Raw genomic sequence first — 21292 nt, 5'->3', positions numbered from 1 at the left:
GCGCGTCTCGGGAAGAGGGCGGCGTAAGCATCCCGGCGCCCGGGGATGAGAAACTTCCGCGTCGCATCTGGACACTATGTTACTGAGCGGTAATATAGCGCACATGCACCTGATTCTGCGCACCATCCTGATCCTCTTCCGTGCCCGACGCCGGCCCAAGCTCGGTTTCTTCGATACCTCCTCAGTGCCGCTGAAGGTCCTGGTGACGGACATCGACTTCGCGATGCACCTGAACAACGGCATGTACTTCTCACTGATGGATCTGGGCCGCTTTGACCTGCTGGTCCGCAGCGGCGTCTGGGACGTCATGAAGAAGCGCGGCTGGAGCCCGGTGGCGAACAACGAGACCATCAGCTTCCGCAAATCCCTGCAGCTGCACCAGCGGTACAGCATCGAAACCCGGGTCATCGGCTTCGACGAGCGTGCCATCTACATCGAGCAGCGCATGGTGGCCGATGGGGAAATCTACGCCAGTGCCGTCATCTGCACCCGGCTGGTGTCCAAGAGCGGCCCGGTAAGCAACGAGGAGATCTTCGAGGCAGTGGGCGCCGTCCCGCCGTCGGACCTGGAACTGCCGGAGTGGATCAGCGAGTGGCGTGCCGCCGTCGCCCTGCCAAGCACCCGCCGGCCCGCGCCGCACACCTGGGCCTAAGCGTCGCTGCCGCCCCGGGCGTTCTCCGGGACCGTTGACACCCCCGGATGCCGGGCCGAACCTAGAAGCAGGGGGACCTAGGAACGGGGTGCTCGGTGAAGCTGACGGTCAACACTTTCCTGACGTTGAACGGCGTCATGCAGGCGCCGGGAAGCAACGAGGAAGACGCGTCCGGGGGGTTCACCGGCGGCGGCTGGCTGACCCCGCACGCGGATCCCGACCTGGAACAGATTGTTTCCGAGTGGTACGGCATGGCGGATGCACTACTGCTGGGGCGCAACACCTACGACATGATGCAGCCCTACTGGGAGGCAGTGACCGATCCCGGAGACTCCATAGCCGCGGCACTGAACGGGCTGCCGAAGTATCTGGTCTCCACAACCATGCCGCCGGTGCCCTGGCACAACACCCATTTGCTCGAGGGCGAGGTGGTGGCCAGCGTCGAACGGGTGAAAGCCCGGCACGGCGGCGAGGTGCAGGTGCACGGCAGCTATCAGCTGGTCCAGGCGCTGGCGGCGGCAGGACTGGTGGACGCGTACCGCCTGCTGATTTTTCCGGTGGTGGTTGGCCAGGGCAAGCGGCTCTTCGAAGACATCCGCGAGGCTGCCTCCTACAGCATCTCCCAGCCGCAGACCACGCGGTCCGGGGCCATCTCGGTGACGTTGCACCCCACGGTGCTGCGGGCCGGAACGGGATCGAGATTCACCCCCTGACGCCGGTGCAGTTGCACGGGATAAGGAAGAAAGTTTCCGCCCTGCGATAAAGTTGGGGCAAATCGTCGGGAAGGTTCAATGATGGCTGAGCGTGCTGCCGGATCCGGCGTGCAGTCGGTGGAACGCGTCTTTGACCTGCTGGAACTGATCGCCGACGCCGGCGGGGCAGTGACGCTGAGTGAACTTGCCGCCGCCGCAGCCCTGCCCCTGCCCACCATTCACCGTCTCCTGCGCACACTCGTGGGCCTGGGTTATGCCAGGCAGTTGCCCAACCGGCGCTACGCACTCGGACCGAAACTGATCCGGCTGGGCGAAGGCGCCAACCTGCAGTTGGGCGCGTTGGCAATGCCGCAGCTGAAACGTCTCGCGGACGAGCTGGGGGAGACCTCCAACATGGCCGTGCTCGACGCCGACATGGTGGTTTACATTGCGCAGGTTCCGTCACGGCACTCCATGCGGATGTTCACCGAAGTGGGCCGGCGGGTGCACACCCATGACACCGGCGTCGGCAAGGCGATCCTGGCACAGCTGCCGGATGAACAGGTCCGCGGCATCGTGGGCCGGGCCGGGATGCCTACCCCCACCGGCTACAGCCTGGGCAGTGCCGAGGCGTTGCTGGAGGATCTGGGCCGGATCCGGGACCGCGGTTACTCGGTGGACGAACAGGAACAGGAACTTGGGGTGCGCTGCTTCGCCATGGCCGTTCCCGACGCCCCCACCCCCACGGCGGTCTCCGTCTCCGGTCCGGTCTCGCGCGTGGACGAGGCCTTCGCGGACCGAGCGGTGCCGCTGCTGCGCGAAGCCGCGGCGAAGATCTCCGCCGAGCTGAACCGCTAGGACGTTCTTTCCCGGGCACGGAAAAGGGCAGGTGCCGCGGCTGCGGTCCCTGCCCTTTTCTCAGTGATGCGAGGTGATGTGGTGCTGTCTGGCTGTGTGGTGCCCGAACCCTAGTGCTGGGTCCCGCGGCGGGCGCCGGCAATCAGCATGCCGATCGGAACCAGCAGCAGGAGCAGCGGGATGAGCACGGCCAGGATCTTCGGTGAGGTGAAGATTTCGCCGGGGGTCAGCGCCGTAGTGCTGGCCCGCATGGTGTCGGCACCTTCGGAGATCTTGACGTTGCCGTCTGCCAGGGTCGTGCTGCCTTCGGCCAGTTCGGTGTTGCCGGCGGCCAGCTTCTCGGCGCCTTCCTTCAGCTTGCCCGTGCCGGCTGTCAGCGTCTTGCCGCCGTCGTTGAGCTTCACCACGCCCTCGTCCAGGGACTCGGTGCCGGTGACCAGGCGGCTGGTGCCGTCGGAGAGGCTGATGGTGCCTTCGTAGATCTTGTAGTTGCCGTCGGCCAGCGAGTAAGCGCCGGTTTCCAGGGTGTCCAGGCCGGTGGCCAGGGTTCCTGCGCCGGTGGCGAGCTTGCCGGCTCCGGTGCTGAGTTCTCCTGCACCAGCAGCAAGCTTGCCGGCTCCAGCCGTGAGCTCCGGCGACTTTGAAGCCAGCTCATTGGCGCCCGCATCCAGTTGGATGGCTCCGGCTTCAATCTTGCCGTTACCCGCTTCGAGGGCCTTTGCACCCTGCCGCAGAACCTGGATACCGTCTGAAAGCTGCTTGACGCCGCCCTTGACCTCGGTAGTTCCACCCGCAACCAGCTTTGCGCCTGCTTGGAGTTCCGCAGCGCCCGTCGACAGCTCTACGGTCCCGTCATGCAGGTCTTCGGTTCCCTCGACGAGGCCGGGATTTGTTCCGTCACCGACGTTGAACCCCGCCTGGACCTGCAGAATGCCGTCATTTACTGCAGTGGCACCCGCGGCAACCTGCGCGGCACCATCCTTCACATTGGTCAGTCCTTGGCTGTACGCGGTTGCACCTGCAGAGTACTGGCCGGCTCCGGTAACAAATGCGTCCAGGCCGGGGCCCACCTGGCCGTAACCGGTGTTAAAGGCGGTGGCGTAAGTGGAAATTCCGTCAACATTTTCCTTCGCCACTGTGGCGGTGCGCAGGGCATCGGCCAATGCAGCGTTGAGCTCGGCCGGGGTCATGGTTCCTGCGGAGTTCTGAAGGGCCGTCAGAGTCTCAACTGTCTGTTGTGAGGCAGCTGCCGATTGCCCGTTTGCGGCTGCCAGGCCGGCGGCACTATCCGAAAGGGATCCAGCGCCAGCCTGAAGCCGGGGCAATCCGGCAGCCAGGTCCCTGGAACCCTTGTTGAGTGCCTCGGGAGCGGCGATGATCTGGTTGATGCCGGCTTCAAGGCCGTTTGCACCGGTTGCCAGTGCAGGTGCGGCTGTAGGAGCGGCCAGGTCATTGACGCCTGCCTGCAGCCGGGCTGCACCGTTCTTGATCCGGAGCGCACCGGCTTCCAGGCTCTTCGAGCCGATGACAGCCTCGTCGGTGCCTGCCTTCAATTGTTGGGCCCCGGCGGCGAGGTACGGCACACCTTTGTCGGGATCGTTTAGCTTTGCCGCACCTGCTGCCAGTTGGTCTGCACCGGCGGCAATCTGCCCGGCGCCGGACGTGGCGTCCCCTGCGCCCTTCTTGAGTTCTGCGGTTCCACCGGCCAGCTGTTTGGTGCCGTCCTGGATCCGGACTGCGCCGCTCTGGAGGGCGGCACCGCCGTCAGCCAGCGTTCCGGCGCCGGTCGCCAAGGTGTAGCCGCCGGCGGCCAGCGTGCCCGCACCGGTCCGGGCGTTGGTGGCACCGGTGGCGAGCTTGTTGGCGCCGGTGTTGGCAGCCTCGGCACCGGTGAGGAGCTTAACGGCACCCTCATCCAAGGTGGTGGCGCCTTCCTTCAACGTGGTCACACCCGCTTTCGCGGAGCCGATGCCCTTGGCCAGGGTATTGGCGCCGGCGTCGACCTGCTCGGTGCCGTCGGTGAGGTCGGCGGCGCCGGTCTGCGCCCGGGCGGCTCCGTCCTTGAGGTCGCCGGCGCCGGTGGACGCCCGCTCGGCGCCGTCGCTCAGCTCCGCTGCTCCGCTGGCAACCTTGCCCGTAAAGAGCACGAAGAAGGCAAGCAAGAGGATGAGGAACAACGCCAAAAGTACGGTTAAAAGTGTATGCGGGCGGTTAGTGGTGCGCCCGGACGTGGAACTCGTCATTGAATGTCCTTTTTCTGCTTCTTACGGATTTTTGAGACCGCTACGAGGCAACCAATATGCCTGTGGGCGTAGCCTGCGCGGGGTGCAAGCGACCGGGTCCGCCGCCACATCGAGACGCCGCCGGCCGGAATAGGTGTGATGTCTGTTACATCTAAGCTACCCGCCGGTAACAAAGCAAGGCTTTTTCAAAATTAGTTACCGGCGAGTAGGTTGCGCGGTATAGATGCGTGTCGGCCGGGGTAACCGGGCCCATATGGGGCATCGTGGATTGTAGAAACATTTTTTAGCTAAATAGAGGAGTTTTTATGAGTTGGCTGGACCGCGACCGAACCATCGCGCCGCCCGGATTTAACCGGTGGCTGATCCCGCCCGCGGCGCTAGCAGTGCACCTGTGTATTGGCCAGGTGTATGCAACGAGCGTGTATAAGACGGCTCTGGTGGAGTACTTCGACGCCAGTCTCACGCAGATTGGCGTCATCTTCTCGATCGCCATCGTGATGCTCGGGCTCTCCGCGGCAGTCATGGGCACCTGGGTGGACCGCAACGGCCCCCGCAAGGCGATGTTTGTCTCCGCCGTTTTCTGGGCGGGCGGTTTCCTCATCGGTGCCCTGGGCATCTTTACCGGACAGCTTTGGCTGCTGTACCTGGGCTACGGCGTCATCGGCGGCATTGGACTGGGCATCGGTTACATTTCCCCGGTCTCCACCCTGATGAAGTGGTTCCCGGACCGTCCGGGACTCGCCACGGGCATGGCCATCATGGGCTTCGGCGGCGGCGCGCTGGTCGCCAGCCCGCTGTCCTCGGCCCTCCTGGGCTTCTTTGATCCGGAGTCCGGAACCGAAGGATGGGTGGCCAGCGGCGACGCCGTGGGCAAACTGTTCCTGACCCTGGGGCTGGTGTACCTGGTCTACATGCTTTACGGAGCGTGGAGCATCCGCGTGCCGGCGGCAGACTGGAAGCCCGAAGGCTTCGACCCCTCCAAGGTCAAGGCCAAGGCCATGGTCACCACGAACCACGTCTCCGCGGCTAACGCCATCAAGACAAAGCAGTTCTGGCTGGTCTGGGTTGTGCTGTTCTGCAACGTCACCGCCGGCATCGGCATCCTGGAGCAGGCTGCCCCGATGATCCAAGACTTCTTCCGCCAGCCCGACGGCGTCTCCCTGGTCTCCGCCGCCGTTGCCGGTGGGTTTGTGGGCCTGCTTTCCATTGGAAATATGGGCGGGCGTTTTGTCTGGTCCGCCACGTCGGACCTGGTGGGCCGCAAGCGCATCTATATGGTCTACCTCGGCCTCGGTGCCACCTTGTACATCCTGCTGTCCCTGTTCGGGGGCGGTTCCACCTTCCTCTACGTAGCTTTGGCGTTCATCATCATCTCCTTCTACGGAGGCGGATTCGCCACGGCACCGGCCTACCTGCGGGATCTCTTTGGCACCTACCAGGTCGGCGCGATCCACGGCCGACTGCTCACTGCATGGTCTGCCGCCGGCATTGCCGGTCCGCTGATCGTCAACTCATTCCTGGATTCCCAGGGCACCCCCGGTGAACTCACGGCCGCGGCGTACCAGCCCGCGCTCCTGACCATGGTGGGCCTGCTGGTGGTGGGCTTTATCGCCAACCTGCTGGTGACACCGGTGTCATCCCGCTACCACGAGCCGACGTCTTCACCGGCGGCTCCGCAACAGACCGCTACCGTAAACGGAGAACGCTAATGACTAAGGCAAAGCTGACAGTGAGCTGGGTGCTGGTGGGAGCTCCGCTGGCCTACGGGATTTTTCAGACCCTGACCAAGGCTTCGGCGCTCTTCGGCTAGACCCGGTCCGAATGGACTGCGGGGATGAAGACGTCCAGCTGGGACGACATCCCGGTTCTGCCGCAGGAACAGCCGGCAAACGGAAGCATGCAGCTTCCGTTTGCCGGCTGTTCCTTTCTGGTGCCGGCTATCCGCCGGCTCTACTGACGGGGCTTTGAATCCTTGGCTTCCTTCGAATCCATAATTACGTCCAGGAGCAGCGAGCTAAGCGCCGCGACCACCGCCATCACCCGCCGCGGCCGGGCCACACCGCGCCGGACCAGCCAGATTTCGATTCGTTCATCCAGTACCAGGCTTAGCGCCAGCACTCCGCTTGCGGTTGTGCCGGCGATCACTGCACCCGCCACGGCGACGACGGTTTTCCGCGCGGGGGATGCGGCGGCGGTCGCGGCGTCGGCGTCGGCCGCAGCGCCGAGAGTCCCGGCCGTCACCGGAGCGACGAAGGTCCCTGTCCCGGCGGCCGCCGGTTCCCGCCCGATCCGATAACCCCTCCGGACAGCCAGGATGCTGATGGCACCCAGGGCGGCCCCCGGAATGAGCACAAAGCTACGGCGTGCCCGCGGAGACCAGTCGGCCGGACGCTGCAGGGTAAACAGACCCGAGGAAGCAGCAAGGGCAAGCGAAAGCGGAACATTCTTCATGGCCCACACCGTACCTGCCGCCGGAGGGCTGTGGGAACTCCGGACACGGGTGCACGCTTAAGGGGCAAAGTCCATCCACCCGTGCCGTGGATCTGCGCCGGTGCGGAGAGCAGGAGCATGCCATGAAGGCCCTTCAATACCGCGCCATCGGCCAGCCGCCCGAAGTGGTGGAAATCGACACCCCGGAGCCCGGCCCCGGCCAGGTGCGCCTGAAAGTCACTGCTGCGGGTGTCTGCCACTCCGACGAATTCATCATGAGCCTGCCCGAGAACGAGTACATTTACGGGCTGCCCCTGACCCTGGGACACGAGGGCGCCGGCGTCGTGGACCGGGTGGGCGACGGCGTGCAGTACATCGAAGAGGGCACGTCCATGGCCGTCTACGGCCCGTGGGGCTGCGGACTTTGCTACGAGTGTTCCAGCGGCCGGGAAAACTACTGCCGGAACGCGGCGAAATTCGGCATAGTCCCGCCCGGGCTCGGCGCTCCCGGAGCCATGGCCGAATACCTGATCGTGGACAGTCCCCGGCACCTGCTCCCGCTCGGGGACCTGGATCCCGTGCAGAACGTGTCCCTGACGGACGCCGGACTCACGCCGTACCACGCGATCAAGGGTTCGCTGGAGAAACTGCCCTCCGGCGCCACCGCCGTCGTCATCGGCGTCGGCGGGCTGGGGCACGTAGCCGTGCAGATCCTGCGGGCCATGACCGCGGCCACCGTCGTGGCGCTGGACATTGACGAGGCGAAGCTGAACCTGGCCACCGACGTCGGCGCGCACTACACCTTCCCATCCGAGCCCGGGGCTGTGGACCTGGTCCGGGATCTGACCGGCGGCCGGGGCGTGGATGCCCTCTTCGACTTCGTGACCAACCAGGCCACACTGGATATGGGCCAGGCGATGGTGGGTTCCCAGGGCGACCAGGTGCTGGTGGGCGTCGGCGCCGGCACCCTTCCGGTGGGTCTGGGTGCCACCGCGGCGTGGGAAACCTCCATCCGCGCCCCGTACTGGGGCTCCCGGTCGGAGCTTTTCGAGGTGCTGGACCTGGCCCGGGGTGAAGGCATCAACGTCCACACCGAAGTCTTCAGCCTGGACGAAGCTCCCGCGGCCTACGAGAAGCTGAAGAACAACCAGCTGCTCGGCCGCGCCGTCGTCGTACCGTAACCCCGTAACAAGCGGCAGTTACAGCGGTGCCGGGGCCAGCCCGGCGAACCCGGCGGCGGCGCGCAGCAGCTGCGGCACCCCTGCTTCCAGCGACGGACCGAACACCTTGTCATTGGGCCGCTCGCCCTTGAGCCAGCGGGTGTAGATGGCCTCGCAGAAAATCGACGCCTTCCACAGTGCCAGGGACTGGTACCAGGGCAGCGCACCGAGATCCAGGTCCATCCGCTGCCGGTAGGCCTCGATGACATCTGCCCGGGTGTAATAGCCCGGGTGGCGGGTCACTCCGGTCAGCTCCAGGGGTGTGGAGGCGCTGCCGGGTTCGGAATAGGTGGCGGTGAGATAGCCCAGATCGGCGAGCGGATCGCCGACGGCGGACATTTCCCAGTCCAGGACGGCAATGACACGCGCGGGGGACTGCGGCGCGAACATCAGATTGCCCGGCCGGTAATCCCCGTGCAGCACCGCCGCGGCGGAGCTCTCGGGCACGTTGTCCGCGAGCCAGCTGCCGATGCGCGCCACCTCGGGCAGGCTGCGCGTGGTGTTGACGTCCCACAGCCCGGAGAACCGGGCCACCTGGCGCTGCAGGTAGCCCTCCGGCCTGCCGAAGGAGGCGAGGTCCCCGCTGCTCACGTCCACGGAGTGGATGCGCACCAGGGCGTCGACGACGGCGGCGCTGGTGGCCCGGCGGTCCTCCATCGCGGACAGGCCCGGCGGGATGGTATTGGTGATCACAAGTCCGTCGAGATACGCCATCACGTAGAACGGCACCCCGAGGACGGACTCGTCCTCGCAGACCGCCAGGATTTCCGGCACCGGTACCCCCTGCACGCGCAGCAGCTGCTGGATGCGGGCTTCGCGGACCATGTCATGGGTGGAGCGCGGCAGCGGCGGGCGCGGCCCGCGGCGCAGCACAAAGTCCTCGTGCCCGCGCCGGATCCGGTAGGTGATGTTGGACTGGCCGTCCCCGATCTGGGTCCAGGACAGCGGACCCGACCCGAGGCCGTGCGCGTCGAAAAACGCCGTGACCTCGTCCAGGATCAGCAGCGGCGGAGAGGCCAGCGCCTCGGCGTCGGAACGGGTGGCTACAACTTCGATGCCGTCAGGGGCGGAGTGCATGGGGTTCAGGCTTTCGATTCGGCGGGAAGGTCGGCGTCGGACACCGGGGAGGAGACATCGGCAAGGTCCGGAGCGCCATGCTCCGCCTCGCGGCGGCGGCGTGCGGAGGCGCGGCGGGCAATGGCCCACTTATGCGTCTCGTTGGAACCGTCATAGATGCGGAAGGCACGGACCTCATTGAGGTAGGAGGCCAGCGGCAGCCGGTCGGTGACGCCGTCGCCGCCGCACAGCTGCAGACTGCGGTCGATCACCCGGTACACAGCCTCGGAGGTGTGGGCCTTGGCCACTGAGGACAAGGCCGAACCGGCCTTGGCATCGGTTTCCAGCAGGGCAGCGGTCTTGGTGATGATGGCGTCGGAGGTTTCAATATCGATGACGGACTGCGCGATCATTTCCTGCGCCAGGCCGAGTTCGTTCATCACCGACCCGAAGATCTCCCGCCTGTTGGTGCGGTCCAGGGCTATGTCCAGGGACCGGCGGGCCAGGCCGAGCCAACGCATGCAGTGGGTCAGCCGGGCCGGACCCAGCCGGACCTGCGCGTACCGGAAGCCTTCCCCGGGCGCCCCGAGGACGGCGCCGTCGGGCACAAACACGTCGTCGAAGTGCAGATGCGGATGCCCGCCGCCGATCGCACGGTCCATGGTGTGCAGCTGCTCGCCGATCCGCACCCCGGGGGCATCCATGTCCACCAGCAGCATGGTGGCCCCGGCAGGAGCACCGTCCACCGCGTCCGTGCGCACCATGGCAATGCAGAACGCAGCGTTGTTGGCGCCGCTGGTGAAGCGTTTGTGACCGTTGATCAGCCAGCCGCCGTCCACCTTCGCGGCGCTGCTGCGCAGGGCGGCGGGATCCGACCCGGCGCCCGGGTGCGGTTCGGTCATGCCGAAGCAGGAGCGGGCCTCGCCGGCGATGAGCGGGGCGAGGTAGCGGCGCTTCTGCTCCTCGCTGCCGATCAGGTGCAGCATGTGCATGTTCCCCTCGTCCGGGGCCATGCAGTTCAGCGCCGAGGGGCCGATCAGCGAGTAGCCGGCCTCCTGGAAGATGGGGGACCAGTGTTCCAGCGGCACGCCCTGCCCGCCGTACTCCCGGGGCGCGTGCGGGGCGAACACCCCGGCTGCCTTTGCGGCGGTGCGCAGGTCCTGCAGCAGCTCGTCCGGCACGACGGCGCCCGGCCGCGGTTCCGCGGGCATCACCGTGCCGCGGATGAATTCGCGGGTGCGCAGGCGCAGGTCTTCGATTTCCGGGGGGAGGGCCGCGGGGCTCATGAAAGGTCCTTAGGGGAGGCGGTGGAAACGGTCAGGCCGCGCCGCCGGCCACGAGCAGGCCGCCGTCGAGGTTGATGATCTGCCCGGTGACCCAGGCGGCGTCGTCGGAAGCCAGGAAGGCGGCCGCCCCGGCAACGTCCTCCGGGGTGCCGAGCCGCTTCAGCGGATAGGTGGAGCTGACCTTTTCCTCGCGGCCCTCATAGAGGGCGCGCGCAAACTGGGTCTTGACGACGGCGGGTGCCAGCGCGTTTACGCGGACGGTGGGAGCCAGTTCGACGGCGAGGGTCCGGGTGAGCTGCTCAACCGCGGCCTTGCTGATCCCGTAGAAGCCGATGCCGGTGGCCGGGGTCTGGGCCGAGACCGAGGACAGGTTCAGCACGGAGCCGCCGCGCCCCCGGAAGTCCAGGGCTTCGTGGGCGCAGACGGCGGAGACCCAGGCGAGCGTGCCGAGCACGTTGACGTCCAGGATCCGGCGGGCGGCCTCCGGATCCAGTTCGCTCAGCGGGCCGTACACCGGGTTCACCCCCGCGTTGTTCACGAGGATGTCCAGCCGGCCCCACGTTTCGGCCACGGTGTCCAGCACCTCGGCGCGGTGGTCCGGATCATCGGACTTGCCGGCCATCGCGAGCACTGTGCCTTCCGGGAACTCGGCGGCGGCTTCCTTCAACGGACCGATGTTGCGGGCCGTGATGCAGACCTTCGCACCTTCGGCCACCAGCCGGCGGGCAATGGCGAGGCCGATGCCGCGGCTGGCCCCGGTGACGACCGCGGTTTTACCCTCAAGCCGCGGTCTGCGCGCAAACTGCTCCGGCGTCTGTTCCGTCATGTGCTCCGCCAACTTCCGCTTCCAAGTACTACCGAGCGACCGCTCGGTACGGATAGTCTGGTGCAGACCCCGTAAAGTGTCAAGGGTCACACTTCCACCATTGAGGGGACCATGACCGCCGACGATACGCAGCCCGGGTGGCGGGACTTCTCCGTCCCCGCCCTCCCGCCGCTGCTGCGTGCCGCGATGGACTGCTTCGTGGAGCACGGCTACCACGGCACGGCTATCCGCACCGTGGCCACCCGCGCGGGCCTGTCGGTGCCCGGCCTCTACCATCACTACCCTTCCAAGCAGGCGCTGCTCGTGGGGATAGCCGAATCCGCGATGGCGGACCTCTATGCCCGCAGCACCGCCGCCCTGGCGGAGGCAGGGGACGACGTCGAGGAGCGGTTTGCGCTGCTGGTCGAGTGCCTCGTGCTTGTCCACGCCTACCGCTGGGAACATGCATTCATCGCGGCCAGCGAGATCCGCAGCCTGGAAGGCACCGCCAGGGCCGGGCATATTGCCGCCCGCGACCGGCAGCAGAAACTGCTCGACGACGTCGTGGCGGAAGCAGTCCGCAGCGGCCGCTTCGCCACCGGCTACCCCAAGGACGCCAGCCGGGCGGTCACCACCATGTGCACCGGGGTGGCCCAGTGGTACCGCGCCGGCGGTCCGCTCAGCCCGGAGGAACTGGCGGTGCGCTACGTGCAGATCTGCCGCGGCGCGGTGGGGGCGCCGTAACCGCCGGACCTACCGGTACCGGCGGTGCAGGTTCTCCTTCGGCCCGGACGCGAGGGCGGTCTCGGAGATCCACGGTCCGGTGCCCTCGGACGCATCCAGCACCCCTTCCTCCTGCCAGGTGTAGCGCCCGTCCAGCACCCCCTTGGAGAGCTTCCGGTCGGCGTCGTCCGCGTTGTGCCACAGGCCGTTGAACAGGGACTCGATCCGCACCCGGGACTCCCGGCTGAAGGCATCCGCGAGTTCGAACGCACCCGCACCTTCCGCCGGATCCTCCCGCCGGATGTTCACCGCGCGGACGCAGGAGGCCGAGATCGCGAAGATTTCCGCACCGATATCCACAATCCTGCCCAGGAAGACCTGGTGCTGTTCCAGCCCGGCCTGCCAGCGGGCCATACCGAGGAAGGTGGAGCGGGCGAGCCGGCGGGAGGCCCGCTCGGCGTAGCGCAGGTGCCGGGCGAGAACGCCGAACTCGGCGTAGGACCGAGGCATGTTGCCCTTGCCCGCCGCGAGTGTCGGCAGCCATTTGCCGTAAAAGCCGCTGGCCTTCAGCGCCGCGCGGGCCTTTGCCCCCACCGGGGCGTCCGCCACCGCCAGGTCTCCGGCCGCGGACAAATGTGCGTCCACTGCCTCACGGGCAATGAACAGGTGCATGATCTCGGTGGAGCCCTCGAATACCCGGTTGATGCGCAGGTCCCTCAGCTGCTGCTCGGCCGGGACGGCGCGTTCGCCGCGGGCGGCGAGGGAGTCCGCGGTTTCGAAGCCCCGTCCGCCGCGCACCTGGACCAGTTCGTCGGCAACGTTGTAGGCCATTTCGCTGGCCCACAGTTTGGCCAGCGCCGCCTCGATGCGGATGTCCTTGGTGCCGGCGTCGGCCAGTTCGGCCGAGAGCTCGAAGACCGCCTCCAGTGCGAAGCTGGTGGCCGCGATGTAGGCCAGCTTCTTGGCCACTGCCTCGTGCCTGCCGATCGGCCGGCCCCACTGTTCACGGGCGCCGGACCAGCCGCGGGCGATCTTCAGCGACCATTTGCCGGACGCGGCGCACATGGCCGGAATGGAGAGGCGGCCGGTGTTCAGCGTGGTCAGGGCGATCTTCAGGCCCTGGCCCTCGCGGCCCAAGCGGTTGGCTGCCGGAACGCGGACATTGGTGAACCTTGTGACGCCGTTCTCGATGCCGCGCAGGCCCATGAAGTTGTTGCGGTTCTCCACCGAGATGCCCGGTGAGTCCATTTCCACCACGAACGCGCTGATGCCGCCCTTGGAGTCGCCGTGCGGGGGAACGGCGGCCATCACCACCACCAGCTCGGCAATTACGCCGTTGGTGGTCCACAGCTTGACGCCGTCAATCACGTATTCGCTGCCGTCGTCGGAGGGGATGGCAGTGGTGCGCAGCCGCGCCGGGTCGGACCCGACGTCGGGCTCGGTGAGCAGGAAGGCGGTCACTGCGCCGGCGGCGCAGCGCGGCAGGTACTCCTCCTTCTGTGCGTCGTTCCCGAAGACCTTCACCGGCTCCGGCACGCCGATGGACTGGTGGGCCGAGACCAGGGCCCCGAGGCTGGGGTGCACGCTGCCCAGGACCATCAGTGCACGCCCGTAGTGAAGCAGGGACAGGCCCAGGCCGCCGTACTGCTGGGGGATCTTGATGCCGAATACCCCCAGGTCCGCGAGCCCGCGCAGGTTCTCATCCGGAATTACGCCGGTGCGCTCGATGGCCAGGCCGTCCATGGTCCGGCAATAATCCGTCAATGCCTCCAGGAACAGCCGGGCACGGGCCTCTTCGTCGGGGTCCGCCGGCGGCAGGGAACCCAGCAAATCCAGGTTGTAGCTGCCCAGATAGATTCCCCGAGCGAAACTCGGACGGGATTCCCCGGTATCGCGGGCGGCTTCGGTGGCGTTGCGTGCGTCCTTCTCCGTGACCACGCGTTCTTTGATTCGGCGGGCGCTTCTGTTCCGGCTGGCGTCGTGAATGTCAGTGGTGCTCATGGGATTTCTCCTCCGTCACGGCCGCGCTGCCCGGTGCGGATGCCGACACCGGCGCAGCAGCATCGGCTCACTGTGGGGACCATGCTACGCGTCAGTAGGTAGGGGTAAAGGGGGTTCGGTGGCTAATGTTGGCGGCAGGCTGCAATGCCGGAGGGAACCGCCTGGAAATGGCGGAAAACCGGCAGCGGTATCAACCTGAAGGAGATTCTCATGGCATGGGTGGAGACGGAACGCGCGGAATTGGTCCGGACGCTGCGGGAGGCTGATCCGCTGGCACCGACGCTGTGTGAAGGCTGGGACGTGCGCCGGCTGCTGGCCCACCTGGTGCTCCGTGAGCACGCGCCCTGGAAGATTGCCGCCGATGCGGTGCGCCGGCCGAAGCCCGGCCAGGAAAAGCAGCTGGGTGCCGTGGCCGCGGCGGCGTCCACACCGGAGGGATATGCCGCACTGGTGGACCGGTTCGCCGCCGGGCCGGCCCGGTTTTCGCCCTACCGGCTGGATGCGGCGAACCTCGTGGAGTATGTCATCCATCACGAGGACATCCGCCGCGGCGACGGTACGGCTGCGCCGCGCGAACTCCCCGCCGGACAGCAGCAGGCGCTGTGGAGGCAGCTGGGCCTGATGGCGCGGATGGGATACCGCGGCAGCCCCGTGGGAGTTGAACTGGCGCTGCCCGGTTCCGGACGGCGCCGGGTGAAGGGCGGCAAGTCCTCGGTGCTGGTCTCGGGGGACGTGGTGGACCTCGCCCTGCATGCCATGGGCCGGCGCGCGGCGGCCAATGTCAGCATCGAAGGCGGGGGTGACGCGGTCCGTATGTTCAGGCAGTGGGCAGCGGACTAATATCTCCCGGCTTGACAAGTACCCCCTCTTTGCCGTTGAAATAGTAAGCACACTGATTGTTTCAGCGGAGCAGGACCGCCTACCAATGACGTATCAGGGAAGCAGGAAGATGCAGAACGAGGGGGACTGGGAACCCGTGCGGCTGCTCTCAACGGCTGCAAGACTGGTAAGACGAGAAGTAGATAACAAACTGCGTGCCGTGGGACTGACCCAGGAGCGGGTGACCGTGCTGCGGGTGCTCCTGGCCGACGGTCCCATGAGGCGTGCAGAACTGGCCCGGCGTCTCCGCGTCACCGCCCAGACCTTGGGTACGGCGCTGGTGAGCATGGCCGGGCAGGGCCTCGTGGAGGAGGTCCCGGCCGAGACCGTTGGCCGGTCCGGCCGATGGATGGCGATCTCCGAGCGCGGGCAGAAGCTGCTCGCCGACGCTGAAAACCTCGAACAGGATGAGTCCACGGCCGGAATCGGCCCGGAGCTGCGGTCGGAGCTGATCATGCTCATCCGCGGACTCGAACACGGCAAGCAGCAGCGGGCACCCGGCAAGCCGCTCCTCGCGGGTACGCCCGACGGGTCCCCGCTGGCGGCGCCTTCCGACCCGCAAGGGTAACGTGTTGACCCAAGAGCAATACGTTATTGGCCTGGTGCCGGAGGAAGGAAGGGCATGAGCGAGGGAATCCGCGTTGCCGATGTCGACGAGATAGATGAGGGCGAAGCCCTCACGGTGGATGCTGAAACGGCTGGCACCGCGGACGATATAGCAGTGTTCCACAGCGATAACGGACGCTTCTATGCGCTCAATGACACCTGCACGCATGAGGATGCCTCCCTTGCCGACGGGTGGATCGAAGGCGACGAGGTGGAATGCCCCGTCCATTCCGCGCGGTTCTGCCTTCGCACAGGCGAGGCCCTGTGCCTGCCGGCCCTCACCAACACCAAGGCGCACCGCGTCGACGTACGCGACGGTGCCGTCTGGCTGTACCCCAACGTGAGTCCGCTCGACGCCTGATGGCTGCTGCCCCCGCGTCGATCGCCGTGGTGGGCGGCGGAATTGCCGGCTTCAGCGCCGTCCGCGAACTCCGCCGGCAGGGTTACACAGGCACCCTGTCCCTCGTGGACCCGGCCGGGCTGCCCTACGACCGGCCGCCGCTGAGCAAGGCGTTCCTCGCCGGAACCCTGGACCGGCTCCGCCTGCAGCTTGCCCCCGCCCAGTGGTATGAGGACAACGACACCTCCGTTATCGCCGACACCGTGGACAAGCTTGAGCCCGGCGACGACGCAACCCCGCCCGTCCTCCTCCTGCGCTCGGGCAGGGACCTGGCCGCCGACGTCGTCCTGCTCGCCACCGGAGCCCGCGCCCGCCGGCTGCCGCTGCCCGGGATGGATCTGCCCGGCGTATTGACCCTGCGCAGCGCCGACGACGCCCAGGCCCTGCAGGCGCATCTGGTCCCCGGCACGCATCTGGTGATCCTCGGTGCGGGACTGGTCGGTGCGGAAGTGGCGGGAACGTCCCGGACACTGGGTGCGGCGGTGACCCTTGTGGATCCTGCCGAGCTGCCCTCCGCCAAGGTTGTGGGCCCCGAAATGGCCGGCTACCTGCAGGGGCTCCACGCCGGGCATGGAACCGCCCATATACGGGACACCGCGGCGGCAATCACCGCGGAAGGACAATCCCTGGGGGTGGAACTGGCCGCCGGCGGCAGGCTTTCCGCCACCGCCGTCCTGGTCGCGGCGGGCAGCGAACCGGAAACGGCGCTCGCCGAAGCGGCAGGGCTCTCCGTGGACGGCGGTGTGCTGGTGGACGGCTCCGGGCGTACCTCGCATCCGCGCATTTTCGCCGCCGGCGACTCCTCCCGCCGGCTCGGCCCCGGCGGGGTGCCCGGCCGGCGCTTTGAACACTGGGACGCGGCACGCCGCACGGGCGAGGCGGCAGCGGCCGGGATGCTCGGCATCGACCCTCCCGCCGGGGCGGCAGACTGGTTCTGGTCCGACCGCTACGGCGTGCATCTGGAAGTGGCCGGCAGCATGGTCGTCCCCGGGCAGACCGTCCTCCGCGGGGAACCCGGTCCCGGTTTCACGGCCTTCCGGCTGGGCCTGGACGGGAGGCTGGCCGGCGTGGCCGCCGTCGACGGCGGAACCGCCGTCCGGGCGGCCAGAAAACTGATCGAATCCGGCCGCGTCCTCGACCCGGCGCTGCTGCAGGACCCGGCCGTCGACGTGCGCCGGCTGGCCCGTGGGAAAGCCTGAACAGAGGCTTCGGACGCCAGTTCTGCAGGAGTTCCGGTCGGCGCAGGGATTACGAAAGGTTTGCGTTGCGTAATAGGGGAGAACCTGGGATAACGTTATTTTTGGATCCGCGACCGCCGGGTCCGTTCCGTTCGTTTACGTGATCCAAGGAGCCCCACATGGCCCTGTCCCGGATGCGCCGCGCTGCCGCCGCTGCCGCCGTCGCCGTTCTGTCCCTCTCCGCCTGCTCCACCGGAGCTACGGGTGAAAATGAAACCTCCGGCAGTGCTGCCGCCGCTGAAGACCAGTTCCCCGTCACCATTGAGCATGCCTTCGGCGAGACCACCATCGAGGGCGTGCCGGAGCGCGTGGCCGCTGTCGCCTGGGCCAATGCCGAAACCGCCCTCGCCCTGGATGTGGTTCCCGTGGGGATGCCGCTGATCGAATTCGGCGGCAATGACCACGGCACCACGCCCTGGATCGACGAGGCACTCGAAGACCTCGACGCGCCCATCGGGTCGGAGAATGCGCCGGCGCAGTACTCCGAAACTGACGGGATTGCCTTCGACGACGTCGCCGCCACCAATCCCGATGTCATCATCGCCGCGTACTCCGGCCTGTCCCAGGAGGACTACGACAAGCTGAGCAAGATCGCCCCCGTGGTCGCCTACCCCGAGACTGCCTACGGCACGTCCTGGCAGGACACCACCACCATGATCGGCGAGGCTCTGGGCAAGAGCGACAAAGCGGAGCAGCTGGTGGCGGACACCGAGCAGGCCATCACCGACAAGGCTGCCGAATACCCGCAGCTCGAGGGCAAGTCTTTCATCTACGGCAACCTCGCCCCGGGTGCGGAGAATTCCGTCTACACCGCCCTGGACAACCGGCCCAAGTTCATTGAAGCCCTCGGCCTCACCATGGCGCCGGTGGTAGCGGAGAACACCAAGGGAGACGAGTTCTACATCCCGTGGTCGGATGAAAACCTCGACCAGCTGGATTCCGACATCTTTGTCAGCTGGGTGGCGAGCGAAGAGGTTGCTGACAGCATCCCCTCCGATCCGCTGCTTGGGCAGATCCCCGCTGTGAAGAACGGCGGCCTCGTGGCCGACGCCGACCCGACGCGCGTCTTCTCCACCTCGGCCATCAACGTGCTCAGCATTCCCTACGCCCTCGACAACGTGGTGCCGATGATCGCCGACGCGGCCACGGCAGCCGACGACGCCAAGTAGGACCCCGATTTCTCCGCCTTCTCCGGAAGGCGCGCGGACACCCCGGATCCCTCCGGGGTGTCCGCTGTTTAACCGCCCGGCGGGCCGGCTCCGCACGGTCCGCCGCGAGACCCTGATTGGACAGCCACCCACCGCTGTTTGCAATGATCGAAGGCATGGAAGACCTGCTTTCCCTTGCCGTCAGCTTCAAACCGCTCTTTGCCGTCCTGGTGGCTGTGGGTATTGCCCTTGTCCTGGCCCGGATCCTGCGGGACGTGGTCCATCGGGCATTCCGGAGGATTCCGGGCATTCGGGAGATCACCGTGAAGGCCCGGAATCCGCTGCGGCTGGGCCTCTCGCTGATCGGTGCGAGAATCGCCCTGGGAGCCACCGCAGCCGGTTCCTCCTGGCTGCCGGCGGTGGACTACGTGCTGGTGCTGGGACTGATCGGCGCCGTGGCGTGGCTGGCGGTGGTGCTCCTGCTGATCATCGAGGCCATGGTCCTCACGAAATACAGCACCGATACGCGGGACAACCGCAGGCTCCGCCGGCTCAAGACCCAAGTCATTCTGGGGCGGCGGGTCGGCGTTGCCGTCCTGATCAGCCTCGCCGTGGCCTGCGTGCTGCTGACCATTCCCGAGGTCCGCGCCCTGGGTGCCGGCATCCTCGCCTCCGCCGGTGTGCTGTCCATCGTGGCCGGCCTCGCCGTGCAGGGCACCCTGACCAACGTCTTTGCCGGCATGCAGCTGGCCTTCACCGACGCGATCCGGGTGGACGACGTCGTTGTGGTGGAAGGCGAGTGGGGCACCATCGAGGAAATCACCATGACCTACGTGGTGCTGCATATCTGGGATGACCGGCGCCTGATCCTGCCCTCCACCTACTTCACTACCACTCCGTTCCAGAACTGGACCCGCCGCCAGTCGGACATCCTGGGCACGGTGGAACTGGACCTGGACTGGCGCGTCCCGGTCGGGGAGCTGCGCACCCTGCTGAAACAGATCCTGGCCGACACCGACCTGTGGGACCAGCGGACCGGCGTCCTGCAGGTGACGGAAGCGGTGAAGGGAATGGTGCGGATCCGCATTCTCGTGAGCGCGGTGGACAGCGGCACCCTCTTCGACCTGCGCTGCCTCATCCGCGAAACCATGGTGAGCCACCTCCAGGAATGGCACCCGGAAGCACTGCCGCGCCAGCGCTGGGAGGAAGTCCGCCAGCCAGCCCGCGAGGCACACCGCGGCCCGCGCACTGCGCCGCAGCCGCGCAGCGAGGACACCAGCGACTCCCAGTTGTTCACCGGCACCCTGGATGCCGTGGGACGCCGGGCGAATTTCTCCGGCCCCGGCGAGGACGTCTTCGCCGAACGGGAAGAACACGCCGACGGCGACGGGCGCCGCTGACTTGCCGGTCCCCGCGGAACGGCACCCCGGAAGTGTTGACAGGAGGCGCTGCGCAGGGCGGGAATAAGAACCCCGGCAGTTCGGCCGGGCCCGGCGAAGGGATGACAAGATGGCCGATGCCTTTGTGCTCCATGAAATCCAGGGCTCCAGCGTCTGGGCCAACGACGGCGAGCGGCTGGGTCTGGTGGGGGAAGTGCACCTGGACCGGAAGACCGGAGAGCCCGTATGGATCACTGTTGACCTCGGCCTGTTCCAGCCTGAGGAACACTATGTTCCCCTGCTCAGTTCCCGCCGCAACGGGCAGGACATCTTCGTGAACTATTCCAAGGACCAGGTAGTGCACTCGCCCGGGGCCAATCCGGAAAATCCGCTCAGCCCCGGTGAAGAGAGCATCCTGATGGACTACTACGGTCTGCGCTGAAGTGCTCGGCCCGGGTGCATCAGCGGTATCTCTTTGTTGCTAAGAACGCTTACTAATAGCATGGGGGTCAGAACACTCATTCCAGCAGGAGGCCGCAGTGGCGCAGGAAACGAACAGCAAAGCCGAGACAGCACCCAGTCCGGACGACGCACGCAAGCCGGATAAACCCACCGAGGTTTCCAAACCCAACTGGAAATACATCCTCAAGAAGACCGTCCGCGAGTTTTCCAAGGACCAGTGCACCGACCTTGCCGCAGCACTGACCTACTACACAGTCCTGGCGATCTTCCCGGCACTGCTGGCCATGGTCTCCATTCTGGGGGTCGTGGGACAGGGCGAAAGCACCACCAATGCCCTGCTGGAATTCGTTAAGCAGTTTGCACCCGAAGACGCCGCCAAGGTCATTCAGGGACCCATCGAGCAGCTGACCTCCTCCAGTGCTGCCGGCCTCACGCTGATCATTGGTATCGTAGGCGCCCTCTGGTCCGCCTCCGGCTTCGTGAAGGCGTTTGGCCGTTCACTGAACCGGATTTACGAAGTTGAGGAAGGCCGACCCGCCTGGAAACTGCTTCCCACGCAGCTGCTCGTGACCCTGATCCTGGTCCTGATGGCGGCCGCACTGCTGCTGATGCTGGTGATTTCCGGCCCGATCGCCGAAGCCATCGGCAACGTCATCGGTCTGGGCAGTGAAGCGGTGACCATCTGGAACATCGCCAAGTGGCCGGTCATGGTGATCTTCGCCGTGCTGATCATCGCCGTCCTCTACTACGCCACCCCGAACGTCAAGCAGCCCAAGTTCCGCTGGATGAGCATGGGCTCCCTGATTGCCCTCGTGATCCTGGCGATCGTGACCCTTGGCTTCAGCTTCTACGTCGCAAACTTCGGCAACTACAACGCCACCTACGGCGCCATCGGCGGCGTCATCGTCCTGCTGCTGTGGATCTGGCTGGCCAATGTTTCCCTGCTCTTCGGCGCAGAGTTCGACGCCGAGGTGGAGCGCGGCCGCGAACTCCAGGCAGGCATCCAGGCAGAGGAATCCGTGCAGCTTCCGCCGCGTGACACCCGCCAGACGGAGAAGCGCCAGGAGCAGGAAGAGAAGGATATTGAGGAAGGCCGGAAGCTGCGCCAGCAGCACGCCGGCAAGGACTATGACGACCACCTGCACGAGTAGCCGTTAGCGCACTGTAAAGCCGCGCACGCAGAAGCGCCCCGGACCACTTGGTCCGGGGCGCTT

21 protein-coding genes are annotated in these 21292 nt (G+C 66.7%); 15 read left to right on the top strand and 6 right to left on the bottom strand.

What is annotated here, in order from left to right:
* Nucleotides 1-103 precede the first annotated feature (103 nt).
* The 3 genes from NNX37_RS03640 to NNX37_RS03630 all read left to right on the top strand — a co-directional run bounded on the left by NNX37_RS03640 (nucleotide 104) and on the right by NNX37_RS03630 (nucleotide 2202).
* Nucleotides 104-652, top strand: coding sequence for a thioesterase family protein (locus NNX37_RS03640; protein WP_255790943.1), 549 nt, complete (start codon nucleotides 104-106; stop codon nucleotides 650-652).
* A gap of 95 nt (nucleotides 653-747) precedes the next feature.
* Nucleotides 748-1365, top strand: a complete 618-nt coding sequence (locus tag NNX37_RS03635; protein WP_255790942.1) for a dihydrofolate reductase family protein — start codon at nucleotides 748-750, stop codon at nucleotides 1363-1365.
* A gap of 81 nt (nucleotides 1366-1446) precedes the next feature.
* On the top strand, nucleotides 1447-2202 hold the full coding sequence (locus NNX37_RS03630) for an IclR family transcriptional regulator (protein WP_255790941.1): 756 nt from the start codon (nucleotides 1447-1449) through the stop codon (nucleotides 2200-2202).
* Nucleotides 2203-2312: 110 nt separating this feature from the next.
* Here NNX37_RS03630 and NNX37_RS03625 read toward each other — a convergent pair whose 3' ends face one another.
* A complete protein-coding gene (locus NNX37_RS03625; RefSeq protein ID WP_255790940.1) occupies nucleotides 2313-4445 on the bottom strand; it encodes a YhgE/Pip domain-containing protein in 2133 nt (710 codons plus the stop codon).
* Nucleotides 4446-4750: 305 nt separating this feature from the next.
* On the opposite strand from NNX37_RS03625, the gene NNX37_RS03620 reads away from it, so the two are divergent.
* Complete coding sequence (locus NNX37_RS03620; protein ID WP_255790939.1) at nucleotides 4751-6154, top strand: OFA family MFS transporter; 1404 nt, start codon at nucleotides 4751-4753, stop codon at nucleotides 6152-6154.
* Nucleotides 6154-6255, top strand: coding sequence for an MFS transporter small subunit (locus NNX37_RS16655; protein WP_442860216.1), 102 nt, complete (start codon nucleotides 6154-6156; stop codon nucleotides 6253-6255). Before NNX37_RS03620 ends, NNX37_RS16655 begins: the two co-directional genes overlap by 1 nt.
* A gap of 140 nt (nucleotides 6256-6395) precedes the next feature.
* On the opposite strand, the gene NNX37_RS03615 is transcribed toward NNX37_RS16655, so the two are convergent.
* On the bottom strand, nucleotides 6396-6896 hold the full coding sequence (locus NNX37_RS03615) for a hypothetical protein (RefSeq protein WP_255790938.1): 501 nt from the start codon (nucleotides 6894-6896) through the stop codon (nucleotides 6396-6398).
* Nucleotides 6897-7018: 122 nt separating this feature from the next.
* On the opposite strand from NNX37_RS03615, the gene NNX37_RS03610 reads away from it, so the two are divergent.
* A complete protein-coding gene (locus NNX37_RS03610; RefSeq protein ID WP_255790937.1) occupies nucleotides 7019-8056 on the top strand; it encodes an NAD(P)-dependent alcohol dehydrogenase in 1038 nt (345 codons plus the stop codon).
* Between the two features lie 18 nt (nucleotides 8057-8074).
* Here NNX37_RS03610 and NNX37_RS03605 read toward each other — a convergent pair whose 3' ends face one another.
* Genes NNX37_RS03605 through NNX37_RS03595 form a run of 3 tightly spaced genes read right to left on the bottom strand, consistent with a single transcriptional unit; the run spans nucleotide 8075 to nucleotide 11263 of the window.
* Nucleotides 8075-9172: a phosphotransferase family protein gene (locus NNX37_RS03605; RefSeq protein WP_255790936.1), complete on the bottom strand. Its 1098-nt coding sequence runs from the start codon at nucleotides 9170-9172 to the stop codon at nucleotides 8075-8077.
* Between the two features lie 5 nt (nucleotides 9173-9177).
* Nucleotides 9178-10437, bottom strand: a complete 1260-nt coding sequence (locus NNX37_RS03600) for an acyl-CoA dehydrogenase family protein (protein ID WP_255790935.1) — start codon at nucleotides 10435-10437, stop codon at nucleotides 9178-9180.
* A gap of 31 nt (nucleotides 10438-10468) precedes the next feature.
* Nucleotides 10469-11263: an SDR family oxidoreductase gene (locus NNX37_RS03595; protein ID WP_255790934.1), complete on the bottom strand. Its 795-nt coding sequence runs from the start codon at nucleotides 11261-11263 to the stop codon at nucleotides 10469-10471.
* A 111-nt stretch (nucleotides 11264-11374) separates the two neighbouring features.
* Between NNX37_RS03595 and NNX37_RS03590 the strand changes: the two genes are divergently transcribed.
* Nucleotides 11375-11986 carry a TetR/AcrR family transcriptional regulator gene (locus NNX37_RS03590; RefSeq protein ID WP_255790933.1) on the top strand — a complete coding sequence of 204 codons (612 nt, stop codon included), beginning with the start codon at nucleotides 11375-11377 and terminating at the stop codon, nucleotides 11984-11986.
* Nucleotides 11987-11995: 9 nt separating this feature from the next.
* Here NNX37_RS03590 and NNX37_RS03585 read toward each other — a convergent pair whose 3' ends face one another.
* Nucleotides 11996-13966, bottom strand: coding sequence for an acyl-CoA dehydrogenase family protein (locus NNX37_RS03585; RefSeq protein WP_255790932.1), 1971 nt, complete (start codon nucleotides 13964-13966; stop codon nucleotides 11996-11998).
* A 210-nt stretch (nucleotides 13967-14176) separates the two neighbouring features.
* Here NNX37_RS03585 and NNX37_RS03580 point away from each other — a divergent pair, with 210 nt between their 5' ends.
* The 8 genes from NNX37_RS03580 to NNX37_RS03545 all read left to right on the top strand — a co-directional run bounded on the left by NNX37_RS03580 (nucleotide 14177) and on the right by NNX37_RS03545 (nucleotide 21229).
* The gene (locus NNX37_RS03580; protein ID WP_255790931.1) at nucleotides 14177-14806 is read left to right on the top strand and encodes a TIGR03085 family metal-binding protein; all 630 of its coding nucleotides are present in this window, start codon (nucleotides 14177-14179) and stop codon (nucleotides 14804-14806) included.
* 199 nt (nucleotides 14807-15005) lie between these two features.
* Entirely contained in the window at nucleotides 15006-15413 is a 408-nt protein-coding gene (locus tag NNX37_RS03575; protein WP_255790930.1) for a MarR family transcriptional regulator, read from the top strand.
* A gap of 54 nt (nucleotides 15414-15467) precedes the next feature.
* On the top strand, nucleotides 15468-15812 hold the full coding sequence (locus tag NNX37_RS03570; RefSeq protein ID WP_255790929.1) for a bifunctional 3-phenylpropionate/cinnamic acid dioxygenase ferredoxin subunit: 345 nt from the start codon (nucleotides 15468-15470) through the stop codon (nucleotides 15810-15812).
* The gene (locus NNX37_RS03565) at nucleotides 15812-17050 is read left to right on the top strand and encodes an NAD(P)/FAD-dependent oxidoreductase (protein WP_255790928.1); all 1239 of its coding nucleotides are present in this window, start codon (nucleotides 15812-15814) and stop codon (nucleotides 17048-17050) included. Before NNX37_RS03570 ends, NNX37_RS03565 begins: the two co-directional genes overlap by 1 nt.
* A 158-nt stretch (nucleotides 17051-17208) precedes the next feature.
* Nucleotides 17209-18258: an iron-siderophore ABC transporter substrate-binding protein gene (locus NNX37_RS03560; RefSeq protein WP_255790927.1), complete on the top strand. Its 1050-nt coding sequence runs from the start codon at nucleotides 17209-17211 to the stop codon at nucleotides 18256-18258.
* A gap of 155 nt (nucleotides 18259-18413) precedes the next feature.
* The gene (locus tag NNX37_RS03555; RefSeq protein ID WP_255790926.1) at nucleotides 18414-19637 is read left to right on the top strand and encodes a mechanosensitive ion channel family protein; all 1224 of its coding nucleotides are present in this window, start codon (nucleotides 18414-18416) and stop codon (nucleotides 19635-19637) included.
* 109 nt (nucleotides 19638-19746) lie between these two features.
* The gene (locus tag NNX37_RS03550) at nucleotides 19747-20058 is read left to right on the top strand and encodes a PRC-barrel domain-containing protein (RefSeq protein ID WP_255790925.1); all 312 of its coding nucleotides are present in this window, start codon (nucleotides 19747-19749) and stop codon (nucleotides 20056-20058) included.
* A 97-nt stretch (nucleotides 20059-20155) separates the two neighbouring features.
* Entirely contained in the window at nucleotides 20156-21229 is a 1074-nt protein-coding gene (locus NNX37_RS03545; RefSeq protein ID WP_255790924.1) for a YhjD/YihY/BrkB family envelope integrity protein, read from the top strand.
* Nucleotides 21230-21292 lie beyond the last annotated feature (63 nt).

The sequence above is a fragment of the Arthrobacter zhaoxinii genome, assembly GCF_024385505.1.
Lineage (GTDB): Bacteria > Actinomycetota > Actinomycetes > Actinomycetales > Micrococcaceae > Arthrobacter_B > Arthrobacter_B zhaoxinii.
This window is presented reverse-complemented; position numbering and strand designations above follow the sequence as displayed.

Bases quoted from the DNA above. Each gene is read 5' to 3' on its own strand.
- NNX37_RS03600 (WP_255790935.1), bottom strand. From the start codon at position 10,437: ATGAGCCCCGCGGCCCTCCCCCCGGAAATCGAAGACCTGCGCCTGCGC.
- NNX37_RS03610 (WP_255790937.1), top strand. From the start codon at position 7,019: ATGAAGGCCCTTCAATACCGCGCCATCGGCCAGCCGCCCGAAGTGGTG.
- NNX37_RS03585 (WP_255790932.1), bottom strand. From the start codon at position 13,966: ATGAGCACCACTGACATTCACGACGCCAGCCGGAACAGAAGCGCCCGC.
- NNX37_RS03580 (WP_255790931.1), top strand. From the start codon at position 14,177: ATGGCATGGGTGGAGACGGAACGCGCGGAATTGGTCCGGACGCTGCGG.
- NNX37_RS03620 (WP_255790939.1), top strand. From the start codon at position 4,751: ATGAGTTGGCTGGACCGCGACCGAACCATCGCGCCGCCCGGATTTAAC.
- NNX37_RS03625 (WP_255790940.1), bottom strand. From the start codon at position 4,445: ATGACGAGTTCCACGTCCGGGCGCACCACTAACCGCCCGCATACACTT.
- NNX37_RS16655 (WP_442860216.1), top strand. From the start codon at position 6,154: ATGACTAAGGCAAAGCTGACAGTGAGCTGGGTGCTGGTGGGAGCTCCG.
- NNX37_RS03590 (WP_255790933.1), top strand. From the start codon at position 11,375: ATGACCGCCGACGATACGCAGCCCGGGTGGCGGGACTTCTCCGTCCCC.
- NNX37_RS03605 (WP_255790936.1), bottom strand. From the start codon at position 9,172: ATGCACTCCGCCCCTGACGGCATCGAAGTTGTAGCCACCCGTTCCGAC.
- NNX37_RS03555 (WP_255790926.1), top strand. From the start codon at position 18,414: ATGGAAGACCTGCTTTCCCTTGCCGTCAGCTTCAAACCGCTCTTTGCC.
- NNX37_RS03560 (WP_255790927.1), top strand. From the start codon at position 17,209: ATGGCCCTGTCCCGGATGCGCCGCGCTGCCGCCGCTGCCGCCGTCGCC.
- NNX37_RS03565 (WP_255790928.1), top strand. From the start codon at position 15,812: ATGGCTGCTGCCCCCGCGTCGATCGCCGTGGTGGGCGGCGGAATTGCC.
- NNX37_RS03595 (WP_255790934.1), bottom strand. From the start codon at position 11,263: ATGACGGAACAGACGCCGGAGCAGTTTGCGCGCAGACCGCGGCTTGAG.
- NNX37_RS03570 (WP_255790929.1), top strand. From the start codon at position 15,468: ATGAGCGAGGGAATCCGCGTTGCCGATGTCGACGAGATAGATGAGGGC.
- NNX37_RS03640 (WP_255790943.1), top strand. From the start codon at position 104: ATGCACCTGATTCTGCGCACCATCCTGATCCTCTTCCGTGCCCGACGC.
- NNX37_RS03615 (WP_255790938.1), bottom strand. From the start codon at position 6,896: ATGAAGAATGTTCCGCTTTCGCTTGCCCTTGCTGCTTCCTCGGGTCTG.
- NNX37_RS03550 (WP_255790925.1), top strand. From the start codon at position 19,747: ATGGCCGATGCCTTTGTGCTCCATGAAATCCAGGGCTCCAGCGTCTGG.
- NNX37_RS03630 (WP_255790941.1), top strand. From the start codon at position 1,447: ATGGCTGAGCGTGCTGCCGGATCCGGCGTGCAGTCGGTGGAACGCGTC.